Here is a 23760-nt window from a genome sequence, read left to right as displayed (position 1 = left end):
AAGAAAAATTGCTTCAAACCTTCAGTGAACGATGATCGAATTCGGCGTGCGCTTACATCCCTCGGACCATGCAACCGAGCATAAGGATCATGTATGAGGCGAGCATCGCCCAGGATTCGTTTCCGGTGAGCCAAGGGATCTCTGCACCGAAGAATTTCGACATCAAAACAATCACCGTCAGGATCACTGAAAGCATAAAAGTTACAATACCCGGCGCCTTCAATCCCATGTCGTGCACTCCCTCCTCGGCTCTAAATCGAACGCGCATGTGTCTGCCCCCCTTGGTCTCATGGGTTCACAATCGCGAATCTTTATAGCAGGCGCGGCAGCACCTTGAGACCAGCCTCCGGCGATTGCATGTGGAAAGCTTCGAGCGGTGCCGATTTGCCTAGGCGCGGCTAGCCGGGGCACCGCCGCTCGGCATCCGCCTCGGACGGAACAGCCGGGCGAGCCAGGCGAGCAGGATCAAGCTGACGAGGCCGGCGCCGGCGACCGCTTGCGGATGCTTATCCCAGAGCAACAGCGGCGCAACACGGCCATCCCAGACGAGCTTCAGGTCGTCTCCCAGCACCTTGGTGGAATAGCCGGACGACGGCGCGAGCATCATGTCGGCTGCGGCGCCCTGATCGCTGCTTGCTAATATGCGTTCGCGAACGTGTCGCGAGGCGAGGATTTGCATTTTGGAGGGGTCAGCCGAGACAGCCCGCAAGACCTTCTCCCGCGGGCCCGGCTTCAACCCTGAGAGGTAACCCGCGAGCGCCCGAAGCTCGTCCTCCGAAAGCGACCGGAGGAGGCTGTCGAGATCGCTCGAGTTGAGCGTGAACAGCATCTCGCGCGCCTCCGGAGGCACGCTCGCGATCCGGATGATCGCTATCCGGTCGTTGAGGGCGAGAATGCGATCAAGCGAAGCCCGGGTGAGGTCCTTGGGCGACATCCGCTTATGCAACTCGTATTCGGTCACGCGCCCGAGCTGATCACCGGCAAGCGCCGTCCAGTCGAGCCCGGCTCCGACCGATTTCAAGTCGCGCGCGATCTCGAGGCCCTTGTCGGGCATCAGGTGCACAGCGCTGTTGAGCGAACCGTCCTGAAGACGCTGCAGGATCGACGGCTCGCCTTCCGAAGCGACGAGGATCGACACCACCTCATCGAGCCGCGGCAAGGCGTCGGGCTTCACGCCGTCGAGGAATTTCCGGAATTCACCGTTCTCGTCCGCGATCCGGAGCACGAGCGCGTGCGCCCGCCGGAACGTCTGCCAAACGTTGATGACGTTTTCGGCTGCCGCGTTCGCGATCGCCGCCACGTGTTCGTTCATCTGCTCTTGGAGAGTATTGGCAAGCTCTTCGCGAACCTTGTCCTTTGTCGCCGGCGCCTTCATTTCGGTGGCGATGATCGGCAACACGCCATTGCGGAAATCCCAGAGGTCCTTCGCGATCAGGACGAGGCCGACGCCGCCCGCCACGACCGACACGAGTCGCGAAAGAACGCTGCCGACGATGCGCTGCCCGACGCGCTCGGCGAGATTTGCGAGCTGGCGCCGTACGATCAGGATCGTCGCGCCGGCAAGTCCGCCGCTTGTCTCCTTCAGCACCGAACCTGCCCCGACGCCGCCCGATCCTTTGCTCGGATCGACCACGACACCTTTGCTCGCGTCGCTGGCAAGGGCGTCCGCGACGGCGCTCCCGTAGCGCGGACCGACATAGGCTTTGAGGCAGTCGAGCAGCGGGCCCGTTGCGTCCGAGCTTGCGAATTCGATGGATTTGCCGACTTCCGCGGCGACGCCGGACGCCAAATCCTCGATGCCGGCCTTGACCGCATCCGAACGGTACACGCGCTCGGCGACCATCGTGGCGAGCTGCTGCGACTTTTCACTATTGGCGAGGGACTGGAGCCGGTCCGACCAGCTCGTCTCGTTCGTTATCTCCGCGACCGCGATATCGACGCGGCTGTCGATGATCTGGTCGAGGTTCCTTTGCCGCCATTGGTCCGCAACTAACGCCTTGTAGTCGATGGATTTTGTGCCGTTCGAGATGGCGTCTGTCGCGATGGCGATGACGGCGGCCTTCAAAGCACCGTCGTCCTTGGCCTGACAGGCCTCATAGTCCGCACGGCTGATCGGGTCTGCAACGGCTGTTGGCAGAGGCAGCTGACACAACACCAAAGCCGCGGCGGTCAGCAGCGAAACGGGCAGGCGCAAGGAAACAGTCACTTCAACTCAGTCCCCGGCAGGTCCTACCGGTGGGCTTCCGCGGGACGCGGCCGGTAACGCCAGTTTAAGTATAAAGCATCGTTTCCGCAGGAACAGTGTCAAGAAGCTTTGGGTTGGTCGATAATCGCGCGACGCGGACCCATTTCCTATTTTCGCGCCAAAGACGCGATCTCGGACGAGCCTCTAACCCTGAGGAACCGATCGGCATCTAAAGCGTCTGTCAAAAAGGCGTAATTGCATGTTGCAACGCAGCAACTTCGAGCGTCAAACCGCGGCGCGTCATGAAGTCCACCTTAACCAATCGTCAGTAACCTGATGTCAAAACCTATGGTGTTTTCAGCAACTTCGTAATACCTTCACAAATCAAATCTCAACTGCGGGTATATGCAAAAAAGATCAAATCTGCGGCGACGCGACAAAGTTGCGTTGGCATCTGAAGCTGCTGCGTCGTAATTAGCGTTCCACAGGGTAATAACGAGTTCAACGTAGGTAATGAAAAACCAAGAAAAATTTCAGCCTCCTCGCGGAAGCGTTTACATTCCCGGTGGGAAGTCGGGGGTTTTGTTGATCCATTCTCTCGGCGGTTCGCCGCTTGAGATGAAAGCCGTTGCGCATGCGCTCTCCCGCAAGGGAATGACAGTCTATTGTCCGGTCGTCCCCGGACTGACGTTCGGTACCGACGTCTCCGGCCTTTCGACGTGGCAGGACTGGTACAAGTCGGTCTCGGACGCATTCGATCATTTGCGCAGCGTATGTGACAACGTCATCATCGGCGGCGCTTCGGCTGGCTCTATCTTGGCGCTGCGGCTCGCGGCCTATCGTCAAGACCAAGCCTGCGGCGTGATGCTTTATGCGCCGACGCTTGCAGTCAACGGCTGGGCGATCCCGAAGGCCATCAAGCTTTTCCACCTCGTCACCGACAAATGGACCGCGCGCCTTTTCAAATTCCGCACCCCGGCGCCCTACGGCATCAAGGATGAGCGCGTACGCAATTTCGCTCTCGATTCGATGCGTGGCACCGATAACATGCCGGCCGACATCACCGAGCGTGGTGGCGGCACGGTCTACGAATTCTTCTGCCTCGTGCGCAACGTCCGGCCGATGCTGCCGCTCGTGAAGCTGCACACGCTGATCTTCCACCCCCGCCACGACGACCAGAGCGACATCAAGAATACGATGGCACTCCAGCGCCAGCTCGGCGGCATGGTTGAAGTTTCAGTTCTCGACGACAGCTACCACTTGGTCACGCTTGATCGTCAACGCGGCTATGTCGTTGAGCGGACAACGGAATTCGTTGACCGCGTGTTGGCCCGCCAGGCCGACAAGGTCGTGGTTCAGAAACCGGCTTCGACTAATTCGAAGCAGCTGGGGGCGGCTGAGTAGCCGCCTCTTTTACGGCAGCCTTTTTCTTATTTGGCGCGGTCGCGACGTTGGTGCCTCCAAGTTTGGAGGCGCCTGACGCGGACTTCGTCGTCTTCTTTGCAGCGCCCGTCGCCTGCTTTTTCGCATCGCCCGGCTTCACTTGGGTCGGCGCGGCCGCGGCGTCCGGAGCGCACGACGGCAAATCCGCTGGCGCACGCGTCCAGATGAATGATTTGCCTAGAAAACGCATTCCCTTGTAGCCGGTCACCTTGAGTGTATCGCTGTCGACGAGATCCAAGGCGACGTCGTAGGATTTGCCTTCCTTCGGATCGTAAACCCAGCCGTTGTCGAAACCGCCGCTCGACAGTTGCTCGAGATTGCCCAAAACTGGCAAACCGCAGATGGGACGCCCACGCTGCGAAGCATCGGGATTATATCTGTCGATCTTGGGTTGCCCGTCGGCAGCCATGGGCTCTTCGAGCCAATAGATCTTTCCGCAGAGCGTCGTCGGCGTGCAGATCTCGATCTTGACCGCACCCTTGCCGGTGTCGTCGTACCAGACGCCGACTTCTTTGGGATCGGCCGCGGCCGCAGTAGGCCGGATGGCAAAACCGAGTAAACAGGCTGCGGCGACCAGAGCAACGCCTGAACAATTCGCAATGTTCATATTACGCATGACAATAAACCGCAGATGGAAGTTCAACTTCAGTACTCCTATGCCCTGAAAGCGGCAAAACATTGGAACTTATTTGTTAAACCCTTGCTAAGGCTTTAGGAGAAAGCCTTTTCCGTCGGAAATTAACCCCGGCGGCATGGTTCGAGGCGGAACGTGACGCGGACCGTTTTCGCGTTTCACTGTGGTCGCGACGAGGCAATAGAGCTATATGAGCCTGCATGAGGCGCGCCGGTATTGATGCGGAGTTCGCGCCTGTTGCAGGCCCTAAGGCCCAATAGAAACATTCTGAGAGATCCGGCAGATACATGGTTTTTACTCTCGCGCTTCGTAACTTGTTGCACGATCGCGTTCGCTTGGCGGTTACGCTTATCGGTATTCTTTTCTCCATCGTTCTCGTGGCCGTGCAACTCGGTTTGTACCTCGGGTCGAGCCGGATGATCACGGCCAACATTGCCCGCTCCAACGCCGACCTCATCGTAACGACCTTCGGCGCCAAAAGCTTCGAGGACGGCGGCCTTCTTTTGGGCGATCGTGAACGCCACCAAGCCCTGGCGACTCCCGGCGTCGAAAGCGTCGTGCCTCTCGTCGTCGCCTTCGCAGAATGGCGGAAGCCTGAGGGCGGTTCCTCGCGGGTGGTCCTGGTTGGCGCCGATGCCGACGATCAGGGCCTTCTTCCGTGGGGCCTCATTCAAGGCACGGTCGAGGACATCAAAGCGCCTGACGCCATCGCCGTCGATAGCACCTATTTGAGCGAACTTGGCGTCAACGGCATCGGTGACACCGCGCAGGCGGCGGGTGGCCGCGTCAAGATCCGTGCGCTGACGGAAGGAATTCGCTCCTTCACTCAATCGCCCTATGCCTACACGACGCTTAACCGTGCTCGTCAATTGCTCGGTGCCGATGATGACAAGTCGACGTTCCTCCTCGTGAAGCTTGCCCCGGGAGCGAACATCGCGGAAGTTCAGAACGATCTCGCGAAGCGTCTCGATTCAGCTGACGTTTTGACGAAGGATGAATTCGAAAGCCGCAGCCTCAAGCAGTGGCTGTTCCGCACGGGTGCGGGCTTGGCCCTCATCGGCGGCGCTATCCTCGGAAGTCTCGTCGGCACGGTGATCGTCGCACAGACGCTGTATTCGAGCACGAAAGACCATATTCACGAATTTGCCACGCTCCGCGCGCTCGGATCGTCGAGAGGCTATATCTATAAGGTGATCTTGGCTCAGGCCGGGCTAAGCGCGATCATGGGTTACGTGCTCGGCATGATAATCGCCTTATTAATACTCTACCTCAGTAGGAATTCGTCGTTGCCGCTGGTGATGACGCCGGGATTGGCATTCTGGCTTTTCGCACTGACGCTCTTTATGTGCGCGATCTCGGCGCTTTCGGCCATCGTCAAGGTCACGAAGATAGATCCGGCTACGGTGTTTGCGCGATGACAACGACTCCCGTCATGCAGGCGGACAATATCGTCAAGGAGCTTGGCTCAGGTGCTGGCCTGGTGGTCGCCGTCAAAGGCGTATCGCTGGAACTGGTCCCCGGCGAGCTGACACTCTTGATGGGCCCCTCGGGGTCCGGCAAGACAACGCTTCTGTCGATCCTCGGCGGCATCATGAAACCGACATCGGGATCCCTCCGCATCGCGGATACGGTGATCGACGGTCTCTCCGCCGAAGATCTAGCCAAGGTGCGGCGCGAGCACCTCGGTTTCATCTTCCAGTCCTACAATCTGTTCCCGACGTTGAACGCCATCGAAAACGTTCGCATTGCGCTCGACGTCAGGGGCATCAAGGGCTTCGCTGCCACGAGCCGCTCGGAAGAGGTTTTGCGTGAAGTGGGTCTCGGCCATCGGCTGACCAACTATCCCCGCAACCTCTCAGGCGGCGAACAGCAGCGCGTTGCCGTTGCCCGCGCCATCGCAAGTTCACCGTCGATCGTGCTCGCTGACGAGCCGACCGCCGCTCTGGACAGCGAGAACGGCCACGCGGTGATGGCTCTCCTATCTCGCATCGCCAAGGAACAACATCGCAGCGTGCTCGCCGTAACGCACGACCCGCGAACCTTGGGTTACGCCGATCGCGTCATACGCATCGAAGACGGCAGAATCGTCGGCGAAGAGCGCCGGCCGGAAGGCATAGATGCCCCCGAAATCACGGATTTGACGAAGAGGCGAAAGCTGCATGCTTAAGAAGATCGATCCCACCGTCGCAGCCATTGTGGTTGCTGGCGCCATAGCGCTGTCGGGTGGCTTTGCATTTAATTCTCTGACGAAAAGCGAAACGCTTTTCTCCAGCGTGGCGGGCTCGGCACATGCCGACACCGCGGCTCCGGCTGCGCAATGGGCGGCATCCGCCACCGCGCGTGTCGAGCCGAAGGATGGTGAAGTCCGCATAGCGAGCGAAGTCGGCGGCAAGATTGCCGAAGTCCTGGCTAACACGAACGACCAGGTGAAGGCGGGCGATCTGCTGATCCGTCTCGAGGACGCAGACTATTACAACAAGATTGCCGCCGCTTCTGCCGAAGCGAGCGTGCGCGAACGTGAACGCGGTGAGGAAGCGGCAACCGGTCCCGCACTCGATCGGCGCAACGCCGAGGATGCAGTCGCTAAAGCGCAGCGTGGCGTTTTCGCCGCCCATGAGGCTTTCGACGCAGCATTCCGCGCCTCGAAAACCGATAAGGGCAATGCCGAAGCAGTCGACAAGGCCCGTAAGGATCTGGTTGCCAAGGAAGACGCGTTGACGGCTGCGAAGGCGAAGCTCGCGCAGGTCAATGCTCAGGCAAACATGCCGCTGCAGCAGCGTCTGGAATCATCGCTGGCTCTCGCCCGTTCCGATCTGACCTCTGCCGAACTCGCCCTCGAGCGCACGCGCATCCGCGCCCCTGCCGACGGCACCGTTCTGAATGTTTTGGCACGCGTCGGTGAAACCGCTGTACCCTCGCCGGAGAGCGCCGTTGTCGTCTTTGGGGACATGTCGAGCCTTCGCCTTCGCGCAGAAGTCGAAGAGCGCGATGCCGCAAGAGTTCATGTCGGTCAGCGCGTCGTCGTGAAGGCCGATGCCTTCCCGGACAAGACGTTCGAAGGCACGGTTACATCGATCTCGCAGTCGTTGGCCGCTCCCCGGATCGCGACCCGCGGCCCCCGCCGGCCGAACGATGTTGAAGTCGTTGAAGTGATGGTCTCCCTCGATGATCATCCGCCGCTCTTCACCGGAATGCGCGTCGACACGTTCTTCAAGCTCGACAATCAAGCCGCGAACGCATCGGCCAGCACGGCGAAATCCAACTAAAAACTTTTAGCCTGACAGCAAAAAGGGCGTCCGCGTTTCTCGCGGGCGCCCTTTTTCTTCTGTAGTCAGCCGTTCGACTGATGCAAGCAGACGTTAAGCGGCCGCCTGTCGCGCCGTCGCATCGATCTGCGCGACCAGCCGCGGATCGAGCCTGAGCGCGTTCGCGAGTGACGCCAAAAACCGCTCTTCGGCGGGAGAATCGTCGGCAACGGCGATGCGGGCCGCAATGTAAAGTTGGACGGCTTCCTGAGGCGTGCTGACGGATTGAGCCAGCTCTTCCACGGTTGGCGGATCATTGAACTCGCCCTCCAGGAACGCTTCGGTCTCGCCGTCGAGCCCCGCTTGTTTGATACCGCCCATGATCTTCTCTTGCTCGCTGGGATCTACACGCCCGTCGGCAAAAGCAGCTGCGATCATCGCCTGAAGATAGTGAACCGCAGCGTCGTTCGTCATGGCAGCCGGCTCGAAGCCCGACCCCGCCGGAGGCGGTTCGGGTGACATGGCGGCCTGCGGAGTGCCGACCTGGGGAGTGCCGGTCTTGTCGACGGAGTCGCCCGTGAGCAGCGGCTTCCCCGCCTCGTAGTTCTGAAGGGCCTTGTAGGCCAAGCCCCCGAGCATCGCAAGCGCGCCAAGCTTCGCTGAATTTGCAGCCACCGACCGGCCGGTTCGCGTTCCAAGCAAAAGACCGCCGAGCCCACCGGCAGCCGCGCTCGATGCATAAGGATTATTTTGAATGAGGTCTTTGAGCTTGCCGAGCAGCTGACCCGTTTGCGGGTCGGAGGTCAGTCGGCCCAGAGCGTCGCTTGCACCGGTTTCTTGCCCAATGCGCGCTGAACCTTCTTTGACGCCTTGCGTGGCCTGCGCGAGAACTCGGCTCAGAATATCGCCGATACCGCCGCTCGATGACACCGAGCCGCCGGCTTGGCCAAGCTTCTCCCTGATCTGGCTGAGGATGGCTCCAAGATCTGCGCCAGTATCTCCCGTTTGAGCACCGGCTTGAGGCGGTGCGGCCCCGGGTGATTGGGCCTGCCCCTGCGAGAGGGTTCGGCTGATCTGGTTTAGGATATCGCCGACCCCGCCGCTTCCGCCTGGCGCGACCTGACTTCCGCCCTGGGGATTGGTTCCTCCGGCACTGCGGAGAATTTCATTCAAAATATCTCCAATGCTGCTACCGCCATTCGGCTGCTGCGTTGGAGTTGATGTCGATGGTCCCGCGGGCGCTGCGCCGCGAACGATATTTTCAAGCAACGATTTGGCGTCGAACATATCGGGGGTTCCTTCAGTTGCGGCCGCTGGCTGAAAGGTAGGCACGCACCCCGTCGTCCACAATCCGAGGTTGGAACTTTCCTTTCGAATTTATTCCGCTGCGAGCGGCAACGGACGATGGCCCTGCTCGCCGCTATGGTCCGTGATGCCGGTCGTGCCGTGCGCCGGCTTGGCTTCGTCATCCGGCTCGTCCGTCGGACCGATGAAGCGCCCGAAAATGCGCTGCATCAGCTTGCCGAGGTCATCCATCACGGTAAAGAACGACGGCACGAACACGAGCGACAGCATCGTCGACACCAAGAGGCCGCCGATGACCGCGATTGCCATGGGCGCACGGAACTCGCCGCCGTCTCCGAGAGCGAACGCGCTGGGAAGCATGCCGGCGGCCATAGCGAGCGTCGTCATGATGATGGGACGCGCCCGCTTGCGGCCGGCGTCGATGATAGCCACGCCGCGCTCGACTCCGGCAGCGATCTCCTCGATTGCGAAGTCGACGAGCATGATCGCATTTTTCGTCACGATCCCCATGAGCATCAGCAGGCCGATATAAACCGGCATACTGATCGGATTATTGGTGACGAGCAAGCCCAACGCCACGCCGCCGAACGACAGCGGCAACGACAGCAAGATCGTGATCGGCTGGAAGACGCTGCCGAACAGCAGGAGCAATAGCCCGAGCACGATCAGAATGCCCGTTCCCATCGCCGTGATGAAACCGTCGGCGACTTCGTCCTGAACCTCGGCATCGCCTGACGGTTGCAACGTCACCGACGCGGGTAGCTTCTGCTTTTGAACGACATCGAGAAACCTCTCGCGCCCCGTGCTCATGGCGACGCCGCGATCGAGATCGACACCGATGACGGCGCGCCGCAACCGGTCGAAGCGCTCGACGGAGGCGGGTCCCCGTCCGAATTCGACGGTCGCGACCGCAGTTAACGGGATCGCTTTGCCCGCCGCGTTGGTCAGCCGCAATTGCTCGATCTGCTTGAGATCGGTCCGCGTGCTTTCTTCAAGCTGCACGCGGATGGGGATTTGCCGGTCGCCGACCGTAAACTTTGCGAGGTTGAAGCCGGCGTCTCCGATCGTCGCGACGCGAATAGCCTCCGCAATCTGATCGGGCACGACGCCGAGGCGAGCGGCTTCGTCGAGGCGCGGAACGATCCGGATTTCCGGCCGTTCCGTCGAGCCGGATGCAGCAACGTTGCGGAAGCCCGGAACGCTGCGCAATGCCGTCTCCAACTTCCCGATTGCAACATTGAGATCTTCACCGTTGCGCGACAGCATCGAAAACGACAGCTCTCGCTCTCCGCGCTCGTTGACGTACCAGGCGCGCGTATCGGGAACGTCGGAAATCTTCGCCGCGATGATGGCCTTGAGCTGCTTCTGCGTGAGCTTGCGCTGCGTCTTTGGAACGAGCTTCACGAAAAGCGCAGCGCGGCGAACCTCGAGTTGGCCCGTCGGGCTCGTACCGCCAAGCACGAACACTTGGTTGACTTCCGGAATGGTCCTCAGCGATTTGACGAGTTGGTCGGTCTTGTCTCGCGTTTCGTTCAGCTGCGTCCCCGGTGGAAGTTCAACTGCAACGACGACGCGAGACGTATCTTCATCGGGCAAAAAGCCGGTAGGAAGCAGCGTCGTCGCGTAGATCGAAGCGGAGAACAGCGCCACGCCCGATAGAAGCGTCAGATAGCGCCAACGAAGCGTTGCCGAAAGAAAGCGGGTGTAGGCGCGCATGATTGCGCCGTCGACATGCGGTTTCTCTGGAATGGGCCGCAAGAGATATGCGGCCATCATGGGCGTGATGAGGCGCGCGACTAACAGTGAAATGAGCACCGCGACCGCGACGGTCATGCCGAACTGCTTGAAGTACTGTCCCGCAATGCCGCCCATGAACGACACGGGCGCGAAGATCGCGACGATCGTCAGCGTGATGGCGATAACGGCAAGTCCGATCTCGTCCGCGGCTTCAAGAGCTGCACGATAAGGGGATTTGCCCATATGCATATGGCGCACGATATTCTCGATCTCGACGATCGCGTCGTCGACGAGAATGCCTGTTGCGAGCGTTATGCCGAGCAAGCTGACGAGGTTTAGAGAAAAGCCGAGCGCACTCATCGCCCAGAACGTCGGGATCGCAGCGAGTGGTAGCGCAACGGCCGCAATGGCCGTCGCCCGCCAATTACGCAAAAAGACGAGCACGACGAGAACCGCGAGCACGGCGCCCTCGATCAGCGTTTCCATCGCCGCGATATAGTTGCCGCGCGTGTACGCGACCGCGTCGTCGATTTTCGTTAGCTTGACGTCGGGATATTCTGCTTCGAGCGTCTTCAGCGAAGCGTTCACGGCATCGGAAACCGAAAGGTCGCTCGTTCCCTTCGTACGGAAGATTGAGAACGACACGACGGGCTGGCCGTTGAGGCGTCCGAAGGAACGCTGCTCGCTGGCATCGTCGATGACGCGGCCGAGATCGCGAAGCCGAACCTCGCGGCCTCCGGCAAGAATGATTTTTCCGTCGGCGAGGGCTTCGACCTCGCGCGCGCCGGCAAGTGTGCGGATCGCCTGTTCCTGGCTGCCGACTTCACCGCGGCCCGATCCGAGATCGACGTTCGTCGAGCGGACTTGCGCGTTCACCTGGGCGGCCGTTATGCCATAGGCCAGAAGCTTATCGGGGTCGAGATTGACACGAATTTCTCTATCGACACCGCCATAACGCTCGACGCGGCCCACGCCCTTGGTTGCTTGCAGCTTCCGCTTTATGACATCGTCGACGTGCCACGAAAGCTCTTCGAGCGTCATGCCAGGCGACGTCGCCGCAAACGACAGGATCGCTTGTCCTTCGACGTCGATGCGCTCGATGACGGGCTCGTCGATGGTGCGCGGCAGATCGGCTCGAATTTTTGCAATCGCGTCTTTGACGTCGTTTAAAGCCCGGTCGGTATTCGTTTCGAGACGGAATTCCAGGACGGTCGCCGACAAGCCGTCGGTCAGCGTCGACGTGATGTGTTTGACGCCCGTGATGTTCGCAACGGAATCTTCGATGACTTTCGTCACCTGCGTTTCGAGTTCCGCAGGTGCAGCGCCCGACTGCGTGATCTTCACCGAGACGATCGGCACGTCGATGTTCGGAAAGCGCGTCACGGGCAGCGACTTGAAGCTCAAGACGCCGAGCAGCATCAAGACTGCGAAGAGCACAATCGCGGGGACCGGCCGGCGGATCGACCAGGCTGAGATGTTGATGCGCATTACTTTGCCTCGCTCAGCCGAGGCTCGGGAATAACCGGCCGCACCACGTCACCGTCGCGCAGGAATGTCCCCGCTCGCGTCACGACCAGATCGCCCTCGTTGACGCCCTTCTTGATCTCGACGAGGTCGCCCGCGATCAGGCCCACCGTGACGGAATGCTTTTGAACCGTATCGTCCTTGACGACTTGAACAGATGCGAGACCCTGATCGAATGTCACTGCGGATGAAGGCACGGCAAGGCCGCGGCTCCGCGCCGTTTCTATTCGCCCGCGGGCGTAGGAACCGATGCGCAGCGAGGGATTGTCGCCGAGGAAAATCTTGACGCGGCCGAGCCGGGTAGCCTTGTCGACTTCCGGCGCTATGAGGCGAACCTTTCCTTCGAAGTCGCCGTTCTGCGGCACCGTCACGATGGCCTTTTGCCCGACTTTGACCTTCTTCAACTCGGTCTCGACGATCTCGGCGTCGAGTTCGATCTCGCCGTTCTGGATGATGCGAAACATCGGCTCGCCGGCCGTCGACGCCATCGCGCCGATGCGCGCCATGCGCCGGCTGATGACGCCGTCCGCAGGCGCGGTCACTTCGGTATTGTTCCGCCGCCACATAAGTTCGCGGCGCTGGGCCTCGACTTGCGCCTTCTCGGCTTTCGCCGCCGTCAACCCATCGCGCGCCGCAATGAGCTGCGCCGCGGTCGTGTGCGCAGCGCTCTCGCGCTGATCGTAGGTGGCGCCCGAAAGATAGCCGGACTGCTTCAGCGGCACCGCACGGTCGAACTGCGCGGCGGCCTCCTTCGACTGCGCCTCGAATTGCACGATTTGGCTTTCGGCCTGCGCGATCGCGGCATCCGACCGCGCGAGATTGGCGTCGTTTTGTGCGAGCTGCGCATCGAGTTGCTCCGCGACAAGGCGCGCGAGAATCTGACCCTTTTTGACTTTATCGCCCTCGTCCGCGAGAAGCTCGAGAACCCGCAAACCCTCGACTTCGGGAGAAACGAGGATCTCTTCACGCGGCACGAGCGAGCCGGAAACTGCCGCCGTCTCGACGAAATTATCGATGCCGACCTTCGAGACGGTGACTGTAGGAGCCGCGACCGGCTTCGCCGCTTCGAGCCTTTCGGCTTGCACGGCGGCTGCGTGTTTCTTCTCGAGGTAGACGTAACCCCCGCCAGTCACCGCGCTCGCCGCAAGCAGGCCGAACAAAAACTTTCTCATATTCATCGGCGCGCCTCGCGTGCGGAAACTTTCGAATGGGAAGTCTTCGGCTCCACTGAATTGAGCAATGTGCCGATGAGGTCGATCATGACTGGGAGGACGGCGCGCATGTCTGCCGTCGGATGGATGGCTCGACGCCAGAACATGCCGTCGCCGATGACATTGAAAACTTTGACCAGTGTCTGGATGTCAGTCCGTGGCGCGATGCGCCCCTCTTCTTGGAGACGGCGAAACAACGCTTCGAAACTGTCGGAACAAAATTCGTCGACGCTCATGAAGATTTCGGCGATGCGCGGATTGCGCGTCGCCTCGATACCCATCTCGATGACGAACCGCTGCTTCTCGGCGCCCTCGTCGATGAAATAGTGCTGACCGATGGCGTTGAGCGCCTCTAGGAAGTCCGGCGCAGTGGCGAGAGAAGCGAAACGTTCGGCAAATTCCGCGCGGTCGCGCTCGCAGAGCCCCGCGATCAGCGCTTCCTTGCTGTCGAAATAAACGTAGAGCGCGCCGGGGCTCACGCCCGCTTCCCGGCAAATCGTCTGCATCGTGGTGGCGTGAAATCCGCCACGCGCAAAGCATGTAAGCGCCGCGTCGAGAATGTGCTCTCGTCGGGCGCGCTGTGTATCTGGCTTGAGCTTCGGCATCGCGGCGATCGTCCGTGGGAGGAGCTACGATAAAAGAACGAGCGTTCTGTTTGGTGGAGGATTGCGGAGACGTCAAGGCGAACAGGTGTTCGTTTTGCAAAATATTTGGGGTGATCCCGCGAGGCCACGGGGAGGTGCCGCAGCAACTTGATGTGCCGGCGAGCAAAAGTGCAGGGCCGGTCAGCCGGCCAAGGCAGAAACATCGTCTCTGCAAAAAAAGAGGAGCAGTAGGTCCCGCAGCCCACCGCTCCTCTCTCAACCGCCCGAGCCTACGGCCGGGCGGATTCCGCAATCTCGCGAGATCGATAGCGCTCCGCAGGCAGTCAACCAAACGGTCCCGCGCGATCGCTGAAATCGATTATGTGATCGAAGAAGTACTTCGCCTCATATGGGCGCGCCTCTAAACGGTAATCCGAACATCGCAAACGACGATGAAATACGCAGGTATCAAGTAATTTCGTTTCGTCATCGGTATCGCGGGCCCCTCGGTGATCGGCAGTGCAATCAACACGGGCGCGTCTGATCCCCTGTCTTATAGCGCACTTTCTTGAAGCCCCAATTCCTGAATCGCCAAAATGTTTCTCAATAAGCGTTGATTGAACGCAATCCGTCGCGAGGTGAGATTGAAATGCCTCACGTGATCAGGGTGCGCAGGGCGTGCCTGTAAAGATGCACAACGTTCCCGCTGGTCCGGTTAGGCAGCGTTCTTCCGTATCTTGAGCCCGCGCCCAATTTGCGAAGTTCGGCCCAAGTCCAGGAGTCGCGCGAACTTTTGCGCGCCAGTTGGCTCGGGCCTTCGTTTTCGCGAGCCAGACGTAACTGGCTTCTTCGCCTCGCGCGATGACCGGGGAAGAAGCGCAGCTGCCCGCGACAACGGATATTGGAAAGGCGGCAAGTAGAAAAAGCAATGCGAGCATCAGAGCGGTGATCCTCGCCAGAGACGTATTCATGTTGTTTATCCCCGAAGATTGCCCCGCCGCTTTGTAATCAATCGATATGAGACGGCTTAGTATTGAAAAAGCACATTGACGGTTCCATAGGCCGAGGGATTTTTCGCCGCCCAATTCTCGGCCCTCCAAAGCCCGCCGCTGGCTAGCGAAATCTCGCCGCCGCTCCATTCGTAACGCGTGAACAGGCCGGCACGTCCGTTCCAGGCGCCGTCGCCCGTTTCGACATTCGTGTCATAGCGAAGCTCGGGGCCGATCGATAGCTTTGGCGAGACACGCCAGCCGGACCGCCACTGCGCCGCCGACTCGTTTCTCGCTGTCGAATAGCTGAGGTCGAGCGATGTCCAGGATTGCGCGTTGAGTGTGAGCCAGAATTCCAAGGCGCCTTTAACGCCGTAACGGGTACCGTCATCGCGGGCATCGGGATCGCTCTTGAGATGATCCTTCGAAGACATCGCCGCGCCAGCGAATGCTTTCGCAGTCAGCCGGCCCAACTGCAGATAATATCCGAGAAGAACCTCACCGTAGGAATGTCCGACTTGGTAGTGTTTGCGGCTGCGCCCGTCTTCGCCGCAAATGTCGTTCGACGTCGCGTCACCGCAATTCGAGTGCGACTGGATGCTGTCGTAGCCGTACCGGCCATACCCCCCACCCAGGCGAAGACGCCATCCGTCGCTATAGATATTCGGGCTGCCAAGGGCGAAAGTCATTCCCGAATAGGCGAGCCACTGATCGCGAGCCACGTCGAACCCGCCGTAAGCTTCTCGCCAGCCGTATTTCTCCTGGACCCAGTCCGTAGGTGGACCACTCGTTTGCGCTGAAGCGGTGCTGGAAAGCAAAATCTGCGTGGCCGCGATGACCCAAGAGGCCACAACGGAGAGCAGGCAACAACGGCACTCCCCCAGACACAACATTAACGCCGACGCTCTTACAAACGCTCGTATTAACCAAGCTGAACATAACGCTGATTGAAACGAAGAGCGTCAAGAAGAACGCAAGATGAACTAAGCAAAGTTCTTAAGTTCAATTAGAGATAAGCAGAATTTACGATTGTATAACTATGGTTGTGTAGCGTGGGGGTTTTCAGCCTACGGACATTTTTCGACATGATTGCATTTGATCTGAGTCATCGAACTGCAGTGATGGCAGCGTATAATCCTTAGCGGATCGTAGAGATGCGGTTGCTGCCCGTGATTGGATTGCCAAAGCACGCATCTGTGAACTGCGGCCCGCGGGCTGCCGTGATACTGACCCACAATTAGCGCAAGTTACAGTTATTGGCGCAGAAGCTTTGAAAAGTTGGCCGTCGAAGGCCGCAGCATACTTTGTGTCTGGGAGGACGCAGCAATGGCATATGAAGAGGGCACGCGTACCACGAATACTTCGCTATACTATCCATTCTATCAGCAAGCCTTTGAATTGGCCGACAGTACATCGATGTTCTGGCAGCCTTTTCTGAAAGCTGCTGGCCGGACGCAGCTTGAGGTCGCGAGCTTGCACGCGCGCCAAGCCCAGGCGTTCGTTCATTGGGCACATCGAATGATGCAGCCGGCGACACCGGTCGACGTGCTCAGTGCGCATGCTCAGTTTTGGGCGACGGTCACCGGGCAATACATAGAGACCGTACCGCGCGTCGCGGCTGCCGTGGAGAAAGCTGCCGAGGCGGTCACGCCGAAGGTGCTGCCCTTGCCGTCCAAGCCGGCTAGAGACGGTTTGATCCTTCTGGATCGCCAGCCTTCCGGCGAAACGCCAGAGCGCAAAGTGGCCTGAGTGCGCAGGGTCGCCCGACGTTTTCATCAGATGACCGAAACGTATCGAATTAGAGGCCGATTGGTTCGCCAATCGGCCTTCGTCATTTGAGTTCGATCAAAGCGTCGCCAAAACCCTTGAGCGAAATGGGGATGCCGATACCCGCTTCCTCAGTCTGAAAAATGATGAAGATCGCGGTCTTCCCCGTCTTCAGCTGCTCGACAAGCGAGTCCTCGACAACGACCTGGGCATAGCACGCGAAGCTGTGACACCGGAGAAACGGTGCATGACCGACATCCTTGTTGTCGATCTTGAGGCCGAGGCCTGGCGGCAGCAGCACGCCAAGCGGCGCAAAAACCCTGAGTACCCGCGTACCGTTCGAGAATTTCTGAAAGTAGACGGTGAGGCCGATATTGTTCTTGTCCTCGGCAGTCACGCTCTGGACCAGGGCACAAATGGGGTTCTTGGAACCCGGAGGCGGGTCTTTGCAGACGACCTGCCAGTCCCCGTGCTGAGACTTGACCGTTCCCTCCGGCGCATCGACGGCGAACGCTTTGTCCGGCAACGCAAGGCCGCCCACCAGTTGTGCTATTGCGAGAAGGCCGGTGAGCGCGCCCAAGATCAGCATCCGGTTAGCGATCATTTTGCGCAAATGAATTGCCGGATGGCCCCAGAAGCCCGTTTTATGCGGTGACAATCGATGATCCTTGCTTTCGCGGGCGGCGCCCAATTGATAAAGCGACGAAGGAGGAGCGCGCTTCGTCGTCCAGGAATCCGGCCGAATTCTGTCGAGAAAAAAATCGCCACTAACCGGGGAGGATGATCGATTCGCCGATTCGGCACAGCTGTTTCGCGAAGAAATGACGCAGAAAGCTTGACTTGAGGCGAGCGAAGAGATTGTGCTCTTTATCAACCCGCCTTAACAAATCGATGAGGCATGCGGTCCGCGACGTCGGCGGGCCATTCCCGGTGCGTAAGCTGGGCAATAAAGAACGGGAATGACACGCCGGCCCGGGGTGTCAGGTAAATCTGGGAGGCTGTCGGTCCAGGGGGATCTGAACCGACGAATTGGGAGCGAAGGAATGTCGAATAGGATGTTTGGCGCGGTTGCCATTATGGCGGCCGCGTGTTTGGCGGTTGCCCTCGGTGGGTTGGCCCCAGCGTTGGCTGGTCTCGGGCAGCCCACGAATGGCGAGCTAGGTCTGCAGCTCCCTGCGACCCCGATCATGGGCCAGATCTTCGACCTCTTTCATGTCATCAATACGGTCATCACCGTGATCGTTTTGTTCGTTCTCGTGTTGATGGTTTACGTGATGTACCGCTTCAACGAGAAGCGTAACCCCACCCCATCCAGAACCTCGCACAACACGATGCTTGAGGTTGCCTGGACGATCCTCCCGATCCTGATCCTCGTTGGTATTTCGATCCCCTCCTTCCACCTCCTCTTCAATCAGTACAATTTTCCCAAGCCCGATCTGACGATCAAGGCAACCGGCAATGCCTGGTTCTGGGAGCATGAGTATGTCGATGACAAGGTGACGATCACCTCGAATATGGTCAACGACGAGGACGTGCTGCGGGCGAAAATCGGCGACGAGGCTTACGACAAGCAGTTCGGCTCGCTCGAAGGCGCAGCGCTTCACAACGCTCTCTATGAAGCTTCGCTTCCGCTATGGAGCGAAGAAAAGAAGCTCCGCCGGTTGACGGTCGATCAAGAGATCGCCGTGCCGGTCAACAAGGTCGTCGACGTCCTCGTAACGTCTAACGACGTCATCCATTCCTGGACGATCCCGTCGTTTGGCGTGAAGATGCAGGCTGTTCCGGGCCGCGTTGCGGCTGTTTGGTTCAAGGCGACGAAAGTCGGCTCCTATCACGGCCAGTGCGCCGTGCTTTGCGGTAAGCTCCATTCGGCCATGCCGATCGTCGTTCGCGTTGTCGACCAGCCGGTCTATGATGCGTGGATCGCGGCTGTGAAGGCCAAGGACAAGAAGAAGGCGCAGCAAATCCTCGATGCGGATACTGCGAGCAAGGTTGACTTTCAGTCCGTAGCTCAAGCGCCGTAACGGCGGTTCATCGATGGCCGGGCAATAGCTCGACAGATCTGACGCTCAACAAAAAAAGATCAGACAAAACTTCCGGGACAAGGGCTCTACGAAATGGGAAGCACGGCATACGCAGAAGGCGACGGGCACGATCACGCCCCGCCATTTTTTAAACGCTGGTTCTTTTCGACGAACCACAAGGATATCGGCACGCTTTACCTGTTGTTCGCGATCTTCGCGGGCTGCATCGGCTTGTTCCTGTCGGTGATGATGCGACTGGAACTTCAGGAGCCGGGCCTGCAGTATTTCGCCAACGAAGGCATCTATAACGTCTTCGTAACGGGTCACGGCTTGATCATGGTCTTCTTCATGGTCATGCCCGCTATGATCGGTGGCTTCGGCAACTGGTTCGTGCCGTTGATGATCGGCGCGCCTGATATGGCGTTCCCGCGTATGAACAACATCTCGTTCTGGCTGTTGCCGGCGGCGTTCGCGCTCCTTCTTATCTCGTTGTTCGTGCCGGGCACCGCGGATGCCAATGGCGTCGGCGCAGGCTGGATCCTGGTCGCTCCGTTGTCGGGCAGAATCGGCCATCCGGGTCCTGCCGTCGATTTCGGCATCCTGGCGCTCCATCTTGCTGGCGCGTCCTCGATCCTCGGCGCCATCAACTTCATCACGACGATCTTCAACATGCGTGCCCCCGGCATGACGCTGCATAAGATGCCGCTGTTCGCCTGGTCGGTGCTCGTGACTGCGTTCCTGCTGCTTCTGTCGCTGCCGGTTCTTGCCGGCGCCATCACGATGCTGCTGACGGACCGCAACTTCGGTACGACGTTCTACGATCCGGCAGGTGGCGGCGATCCTCTCCTCTACGCTCACCTTTTCTGGTTCTTCGGCCATCCGGAAGTTTACATTCTCATCCTGCCCGGCTTCGGCATGATCAGCCACATCGTGTCCACGTTCTCGCGGAAGCCGATCTTTGGTTACCTCGGAATGGCGTACGCGATGGTCGCTATCGGCCTCGTCGGCTTCATCGTCTGGGCCCACCATATGTATACGGCGGGTCTGAGCGTCGATACGCAGGCCTACTTCATGTTCGCCACAATGGTCATCGCGGTGCCCACCGGCATCAAGGTGTTCTCGTGGATCGCAACGATGTGGGGCGGCTCGCTCCAGTTCCGCGTGCCCATGCTCTGGGCGCTGGGATTCATCTTCCTCTTCACCGTCGGCGGCGTGACGGGCGTGATGTGCGCTAACGCGGGCATCGATCGTTCGCTGCACAATACGTATTACGTCGTCGCGCACTTCCACTACGTGCTGTCGCTTGGCGCCGTCTTCTCGATCTTCGCGGGCTGGTACTACTGGTTCCCGAAGATGTCCGGCTACATGTACAATGAGACGCTCGGCAAGATTCACTTCTGGCTGACGTTCATCGGCGCCAACGTGCTGTTCTTCCCGCAGCACTTCCTTGGTCTGGCCGGCATGCAGCGCCACTACGCCGATTATCCCGAGGCGTACGCTTACTGGAACCGCATCTCGTCTTACGGCTCGTACATCACGACGCTTGGCGTAGTCGTCTTCCTGTTCGCGATGTTCTACGCCTACTTCATCCGCAAGGAAAAAGCGGCGGCGAACCCGTGGGGCGTCGGAGCGACAACTCTGGAATGGACGCTGTCGTCACCGCCACCGTTCCATTCTTATGAAACGCTGCCGCGGATCGCCGCGACGGACCATCACTGACGATAAATGGGTGAGCGACGGGGCGAAGCATTAGCCCCGTCGCCATCCGGTTTCGAAATTCAATTTCTATGACGGCGCCCGCGATATGAGCATTCAAAGTGAAGTCGGCCAAGCAGACCTGACGCTGGAACCCAGCGTTAGCGATTTCATCCAGCTTATGAAGCCGCGGGTGATGACGCTTGTCGTGTTTACGGCGCTTGCCGCAATGCTCGCGGCGCCGGGCCCGATCAATCCAATTCTTGGCGCCATCGCGATCATATCCATCGCCATCGGCGCGGGCGCTTCGGGCGCCCTCAACATGTGGTACGACGCCGACATCGACGCGCGCATGGCGCGGACGGCCGCCCGCCCATTGCCGCGCGGCCGTGTCACGGGCGACGAGGCGCTGAACTTTGGCGGCGTGTTGAGCGTTTGCTCCGTTCTGACGCTCGGCGTCTTGGTCAACTGGACGGCCGGAGCGCTGTTGGCGGTTACGATCGCCTTCTATCTTTTCGTTTACACGATGTGGCTGAAGCGGCGGACGCCCTACAATATCGTCATTGGCGGCGCGGCCGGCGCATTCCCTCCGATGGTCGGCTGGGCATCCGTCACGGGAAGCATCAGCATCGATAGCGTCCTGCTGTTCCTCATCATCTTCATGTGGACGCCCCCGCACTTCTGGGCGCTCGCTCTCTATCGCTGCCGGGACTATGAGCGCGTCGGCGTGCCGATGCTGCCGGTCGTTGCAGGCTTGGCCGAGACGCGGAAGCAGATCGTTCTCTACTCCATCATCCTCGTGCCGTTGGCGGTAACGCCTTTCTTTACCGGTCTCGGCGGCATGACGTATCTCGTCTGTTCGATAGCGCTCGGAGCAGTCTTCTTGGGGCTGGCCGTTCGCGTCTACATGACGACGGAAGGTCGTGAAGCCGATACGGCGGCACGGCAGCTTTTCTGGTTTTCGATACTTTATCTCTACGTACTGTTCGCAGTTCTTTTTGGTGAAGCAATTTTCCATCGTTTTTTTGCGTGAGGCTCCTTTGACCGACGATCCCAAAATTCCCCAACGACTTGATCCGGCCGCTGAGAAGATTCGCCGCCGGCGCTCGATCGCGATCGCGCTGACGCTCGGCTTTATGGTTATAGCCTTCTACGTCGCAACGTTTGTTCACCTCGGCGGCAACGTCGCAAAAGGAACGTTCTAAGGCATGACGAAGAACCCACTCGGACAGCAGGACGCCGAAGTTGCCGCAAAGACTGTTCGCCAGAACCGGCGGGCTGTTTACGGCTGCCTTGCAGCTCTCGCGGTCATGGGCTCGATAACCGCGGCCTCGCCGACCCTCTACACGATGTTCTGCAAGGCGACCGGATACGGTGGCACGACGCAGCGCGCCGATATCAACACGGGCAAGGTGCTCGACCGCACGATCACGGTGCGCTTCGATTCCAACATTGCGCCGGGTCTTGCTTGGACCTTCGAGCCGGATGTCAGGAAGATGGAAGTGAAGATCGGCGAGACGGCGCTGGCTTTCTTCCGTGCAACCAACAATTCCGACAAGCCGGTGACAGGGCAGGCGACGTTCAACGTCACGCCCGAAGCGTTTGGCGGCTACTTCAACAAGATCGAATGCTTCTGCTTCAAGGAGCAGACGCTGCAGCCGCACCAGACTGTGGAAATGCCGGTGACCTTCTTCCTCGACCCGAAGCTGGTCGAAGACAGTTCCACGGCACTCCAGCCTGAGGTCACGCTGTCGTATTCCTTCTTCGCAGCCGAGCATCCGAAGGCGACAGCCGAGGTCGCGCCCGCGCTGCCGAAGACGGGGGGCTAAAGACGAATGCAGACTGAAGAAAACACGAAAGAGGACCGAAGGACGAGACGGGGCGCTAACACCGCAGTGTCGAGCTTTCGATCCAAGCAAGAACAGGCCAGAGCCTGAAGGGGACGGAGACGGAAATGGCTGATACGCACGCAAAACACCACGACTATCATCTCGTAAATCCGAGCCCTTGGCCTGTTGCGGCCTCCGTAGCGGCGTTCATCATGGCGCTCGGCGCCATTGCATGGATGCGCACGCACGTCGATGGCGAAGGCGTCCTTGGCGTCAAGGGGCCGTGGCTCTTTGCGGTCGGCGGGTTCGCGGTCATAGCGACCGCATGGGCGTGGTGGATCGACGTCATCCGTGAAGCCAATCAGGGGTTCCAGACACCCGTCGTTCAGCTGCATCTGCGCTACGGCATGATTTTGTTCATCGCCTCGGAAGTGATGTTCTTCGTCGCTTGGTTCTGGGCTTATTTCGATGTCGCGCTCTTTCCGGCGGGCGTTCACGAACTCATGAACAACCCAGGCCAGATTGTCGGCATGGTCGCACGTGACGAACTCTTCGGTGGCCACTGGCCGCCGGCAGCAGTCGATCCGACCGCAGCGACGGTACCTGGCTTCTTCAAGCACACGTTCGACCCCTGGCATCTGCCGCTCGTCAACACGCTCATTCTGTTGACCTCGGGCTGCACGGTGACCTGGGCCCACCATGCACTGCTGAAGAACGACCGTCGTGGCCTCGTCATTGGCCTCATCCTCACCGTCCTGCTCGGCATGACGTTCACCGCGCTTCAGGCGATTGAATACAGCGAAGCTGCGTTCAGCTTCCCTGGCCACAGCTACGGTGCGACATTCTTCATGGCGACCGGTTTCCACGGCGCGCACGTGATCATCGGCACGATCTTCCTGGCGGTTTGCTTGATCCGGGCCATGCGCGGAGCATTCACTCCGCAACAGCATTTCGGCTTCGAGGCTGCCGCCTGGTACTGGCACTTCGTCGACGTCGTCTGGCTGTTCCTGTTCGCCTGCATCTACGTATGGGGCGCGGGTCCGATCGCGGCGGGCGCCCACTAACGCTCGCCGATAGGAAGCAAACGGAATTTTCCAAGAGGCGGCCCAAAGCCGCCTCTTGTGTTTCAGGCGCGGCACTATTCGGAGTTGCGCTGCGTGGCCTAGCGCGCCAGGGTCATGCGCAATTTGAGCCGTCAGAAATCGAGATTGCTGTGGTCACTGCCACCCAGCCCGTTTCACCACTCGTAACCGGACTGACATGCCGGTGCCCGCGGTGTCACAAGGGCAAGCTCTTCGTCAATCTCCTGAACATGCGCGACCGCTGCGACGATTGCGGTCTCGACTACAAGTTCGTTGATACGGGCGATGGACCGGCTGTCTTTGCCATCTTCATTCTCGGGTTTCTCTGCGTCGGAGGCGCGCTCGTCGCCGAATTCAAATTCGGCGTGCCGTGGTGGATGCATGTGTTGCTCTGGGGTATTCTCACTCCGGTCCTCGCGGTTTTTCTTCTGCGCTTTCTCAAGGCGTCGCTGATCGCGCTGCAATTCAAGAATAAGGCCGAGGAAGGCCGTCTCGCCAAGGAGTGA

General features: G+C 59.6%; 21 protein-coding genes. 12 read left to right on the top strand and 9 right to left on the bottom strand.

Translation table 11 applies throughout. The features are described from left to right. Positions 1-52 precede the first annotated feature (52 nt). On the bottom strand, positions 53-268 hold the full coding sequence (locus tag AACL53_RS17865) for a hypothetical protein (RefSeq protein WP_339085895.1): 216 nt from the start codon (positions 266-268) through the stop codon (positions 53-55). A gap of 120 nt (positions 269-388) precedes the next feature. Continuing rightward, positions 389-2206: a hypothetical protein gene (locus AACL53_RS17860; protein WP_339085894.1), complete on the bottom strand. Its 1818-nt coding sequence runs from the start codon at positions 2204-2206 to the stop codon at positions 389-391. Positions 2207-2770: 564 nt separating this feature from the next. Here AACL53_RS17860 and AACL53_RS17855 point away from each other — a divergent pair. Then, complete coding sequence (locus AACL53_RS17855) at positions 2771-3589, top strand: alpha/beta fold hydrolase (RefSeq protein WP_339085893.1); 819 nt, start codon at positions 2771-2773, stop codon at positions 3587-3589. Here the strand turns inward: AACL53_RS17855 and AACL53_RS17850 are convergent. Beyond that, positions 3558-4244 carry a DUF2147 domain-containing protein gene (locus AACL53_RS17850; protein ID WP_339085892.1) on the bottom strand — a complete coding sequence of 229 codons (687 nt, stop codon included), beginning with the start codon at positions 4242-4244 and terminating at the stop codon, positions 3558-3560. The genes AACL53_RS17855 and AACL53_RS17850 overlap by 32 nt on opposite strands. Positions 4245-4549: 305 nt before the next feature. Between AACL53_RS17850 and AACL53_RS17845 the strand changes: the two genes are divergently transcribed. The 3 genes from AACL53_RS17845 to AACL53_RS17835 are packed head-to-tail and all read left to right on the top strand — an operon-like array spanning position 4550 to position 7528. Further along, a complete protein-coding gene (locus AACL53_RS17845) occupies positions 4550-5680 on the top strand; it encodes an ABC transporter permease (protein ID WP_339085891.1) in 1131 nt (376 codons plus the stop codon). Continuing rightward, a complete protein-coding gene (locus tag AACL53_RS17840) occupies positions 5677-6429 on the top strand; it encodes an ABC transporter ATP-binding protein (protein ID WP_092868441.1) in 753 nt (250 codons plus the stop codon). The genes AACL53_RS17845 and AACL53_RS17840 overlap by 4 nt, the downstream gene beginning before the upstream one ends. Next, positions 6422-7528: an HlyD family secretion protein gene (locus AACL53_RS17835; RefSeq protein WP_339085890.1), complete on the top strand. Its 1107-nt coding sequence runs from the start codon at positions 6422-6424 to the stop codon at positions 7526-7528. Before AACL53_RS17840 ends, AACL53_RS17835 begins: the two co-directional genes overlap by 8 nt. Before the next feature lie 93 nt (positions 7529-7621). Here AACL53_RS17835 and AACL53_RS17830 read toward each other — a convergent pair whose 3' ends face one another. The 5 genes from AACL53_RS17830 to bcsS form a co-directional block, all read right to left on the bottom strand. Continuing rightward, positions 7622-8794 (bottom strand): tellurite resistance TerB family protein, encoded by a 1173-nt coding sequence (locus AACL53_RS17830; protein ID WP_339085889.1) that lies wholly within the window; start codon positions 8792-8794, stop codon positions 7622-7624. A 90-nt stretch (positions 8795-8884) separates the two neighbouring features. After that, the gene (locus AACL53_RS17825) at positions 8885-12037 is read right to left on the bottom strand and encodes an efflux RND transporter permease subunit (protein WP_339085888.1); all 3153 of its coding nucleotides are present in this window, start codon (positions 12035-12037) and stop codon (positions 8885-8887) included. Then, on the bottom strand, positions 12037-13251 hold the full coding sequence (locus tag AACL53_RS17820; RefSeq protein ID WP_339085887.1) for an efflux RND transporter periplasmic adaptor subunit: 1215 nt from the start codon (positions 13249-13251) through the stop codon (positions 12037-12039). The genes AACL53_RS17825 and AACL53_RS17820 overlap by 1 nt, the downstream gene beginning before the upstream one ends. Beyond that, the gene (locus tag AACL53_RS17815; RefSeq protein ID WP_339085886.1) at positions 13248-13889 is read right to left on the bottom strand and encodes a TetR/AcrR family transcriptional regulator; all 642 of its coding nucleotides are present in this window, start codon (positions 13887-13889) and stop codon (positions 13248-13250) included. Before AACL53_RS17815 ends, AACL53_RS17820 begins: the two co-directional genes overlap by 4 nt. A gap of 1006 nt (positions 13890-14895) precedes the next feature. Beyond that, positions 14896-15750 (bottom strand): cellulose biosynthesis protein BcsS, encoded by an 855-nt coding sequence (gene bcsS, locus AACL53_RS17810; protein WP_339085885.1) that lies wholly within the window; start codon positions 15748-15750, stop codon positions 14896-14898. 433 nt (positions 15751-16183) lie between these two features. On the opposite strand from bcsS, the gene AACL53_RS17805 reads away from it, so the two are divergent. Beyond that, positions 16184-16606 (top strand): hypothetical protein, encoded by a 423-nt coding sequence (locus tag AACL53_RS17805; RefSeq protein WP_339085884.1) that lies wholly within the window; start codon positions 16184-16186, stop codon positions 16604-16606. An 82-nt stretch (positions 16607-16688) separates the two neighbouring features. Here AACL53_RS17805 and AACL53_RS17800 read toward each other — a convergent pair whose 3' ends face one another. Then, the gene (locus tag AACL53_RS17800) at positions 16689-17282 is read right to left on the bottom strand and encodes an invasion associated locus B family protein (RefSeq protein ID WP_339085883.1); all 594 of its coding nucleotides are present in this window, start codon (positions 17280-17282) and stop codon (positions 16689-16691) included. 385 nt (positions 17283-17667) lie between these two features. Between AACL53_RS17800 and coxB the strand changes: the two genes are divergently transcribed. The 7 genes from coxB to AACL53_RS17765 all read left to right on the top strand — a co-directional run bounded on the left by coxB (position 17668) and on the right by AACL53_RS17765 (position 23760). Then, positions 17668-18648, top strand: a complete 981-nt coding sequence (coxB, locus tag AACL53_RS17795; protein WP_339085882.1) for a cytochrome c oxidase subunit II — start codon at positions 17668-17670, stop codon at positions 18646-18648. A 93-nt stretch (positions 18649-18741) separates the two neighbouring features. Continuing rightward, the gene (gene ctaD / locus AACL53_RS17790) at positions 18742-20367 is read left to right on the top strand and encodes a cytochrome c oxidase subunit I (protein ID WP_339085881.1); all 1626 of its coding nucleotides are present in this window, start codon (positions 18742-18744) and stop codon (positions 20365-20367) included. Positions 20368-20452: 85 nt separating this feature from the next. Continuing rightward, the gene (locus AACL53_RS17785) at positions 20453-21376 is read left to right on the top strand and encodes a heme o synthase (RefSeq protein WP_339085880.1); all 924 of its coding nucleotides are present in this window, start codon (positions 20453-20455) and stop codon (positions 21374-21376) included. 7 nt (positions 21377-21383) lie between these two features. Next, positions 21384-21548 carry a protein CoxF gene (locus AACL53_RS17780; protein WP_339085879.1) on the top strand — a complete coding sequence of 55 codons (165 nt, stop codon included), beginning with the start codon at positions 21384-21386 and terminating at the stop codon, positions 21546-21548. Positions 21549-21551: 3 nt separating this feature from the next. Further along, a complete protein-coding gene (locus AACL53_RS17775) occupies positions 21552-22172 on the top strand; it encodes a cytochrome c oxidase assembly protein (RefSeq protein ID WP_339085878.1) in 621 nt (206 codons plus the stop codon). A gap of 125 nt (positions 22173-22297) precedes the next feature. Then, complete coding sequence (locus AACL53_RS17770; RefSeq protein ID WP_339085877.1) at positions 22298-23236, top strand: cytochrome c oxidase subunit 3; 939 nt, start codon at positions 22298-22300, stop codon at positions 23234-23236. A gap of 143 nt (positions 23237-23379) precedes the next feature. Continuing rightward, positions 23380-23760 carry a DUF983 domain-containing protein gene (locus AACL53_RS17765; RefSeq protein ID WP_339086975.1) on the top strand — a complete coding sequence of 127 codons (381 nt, stop codon included), beginning with the start codon at positions 23380-23382 and terminating at the stop codon, positions 23758-23760.

The sequence above is a fragment of the Hyphomicrobium sp. ghe19 genome, assembly GCF_902712875.1.
Taxonomy (GTDB): Bacteria; Pseudomonadota; Alphaproteobacteria; order Rhizobiales; family Hyphomicrobiaceae; genus Hyphomicrobium_B.
Note: the sequence above shows the minus strand (reverse complement) of the source record. Positions and strands in the feature narration are given on the sequence as shown.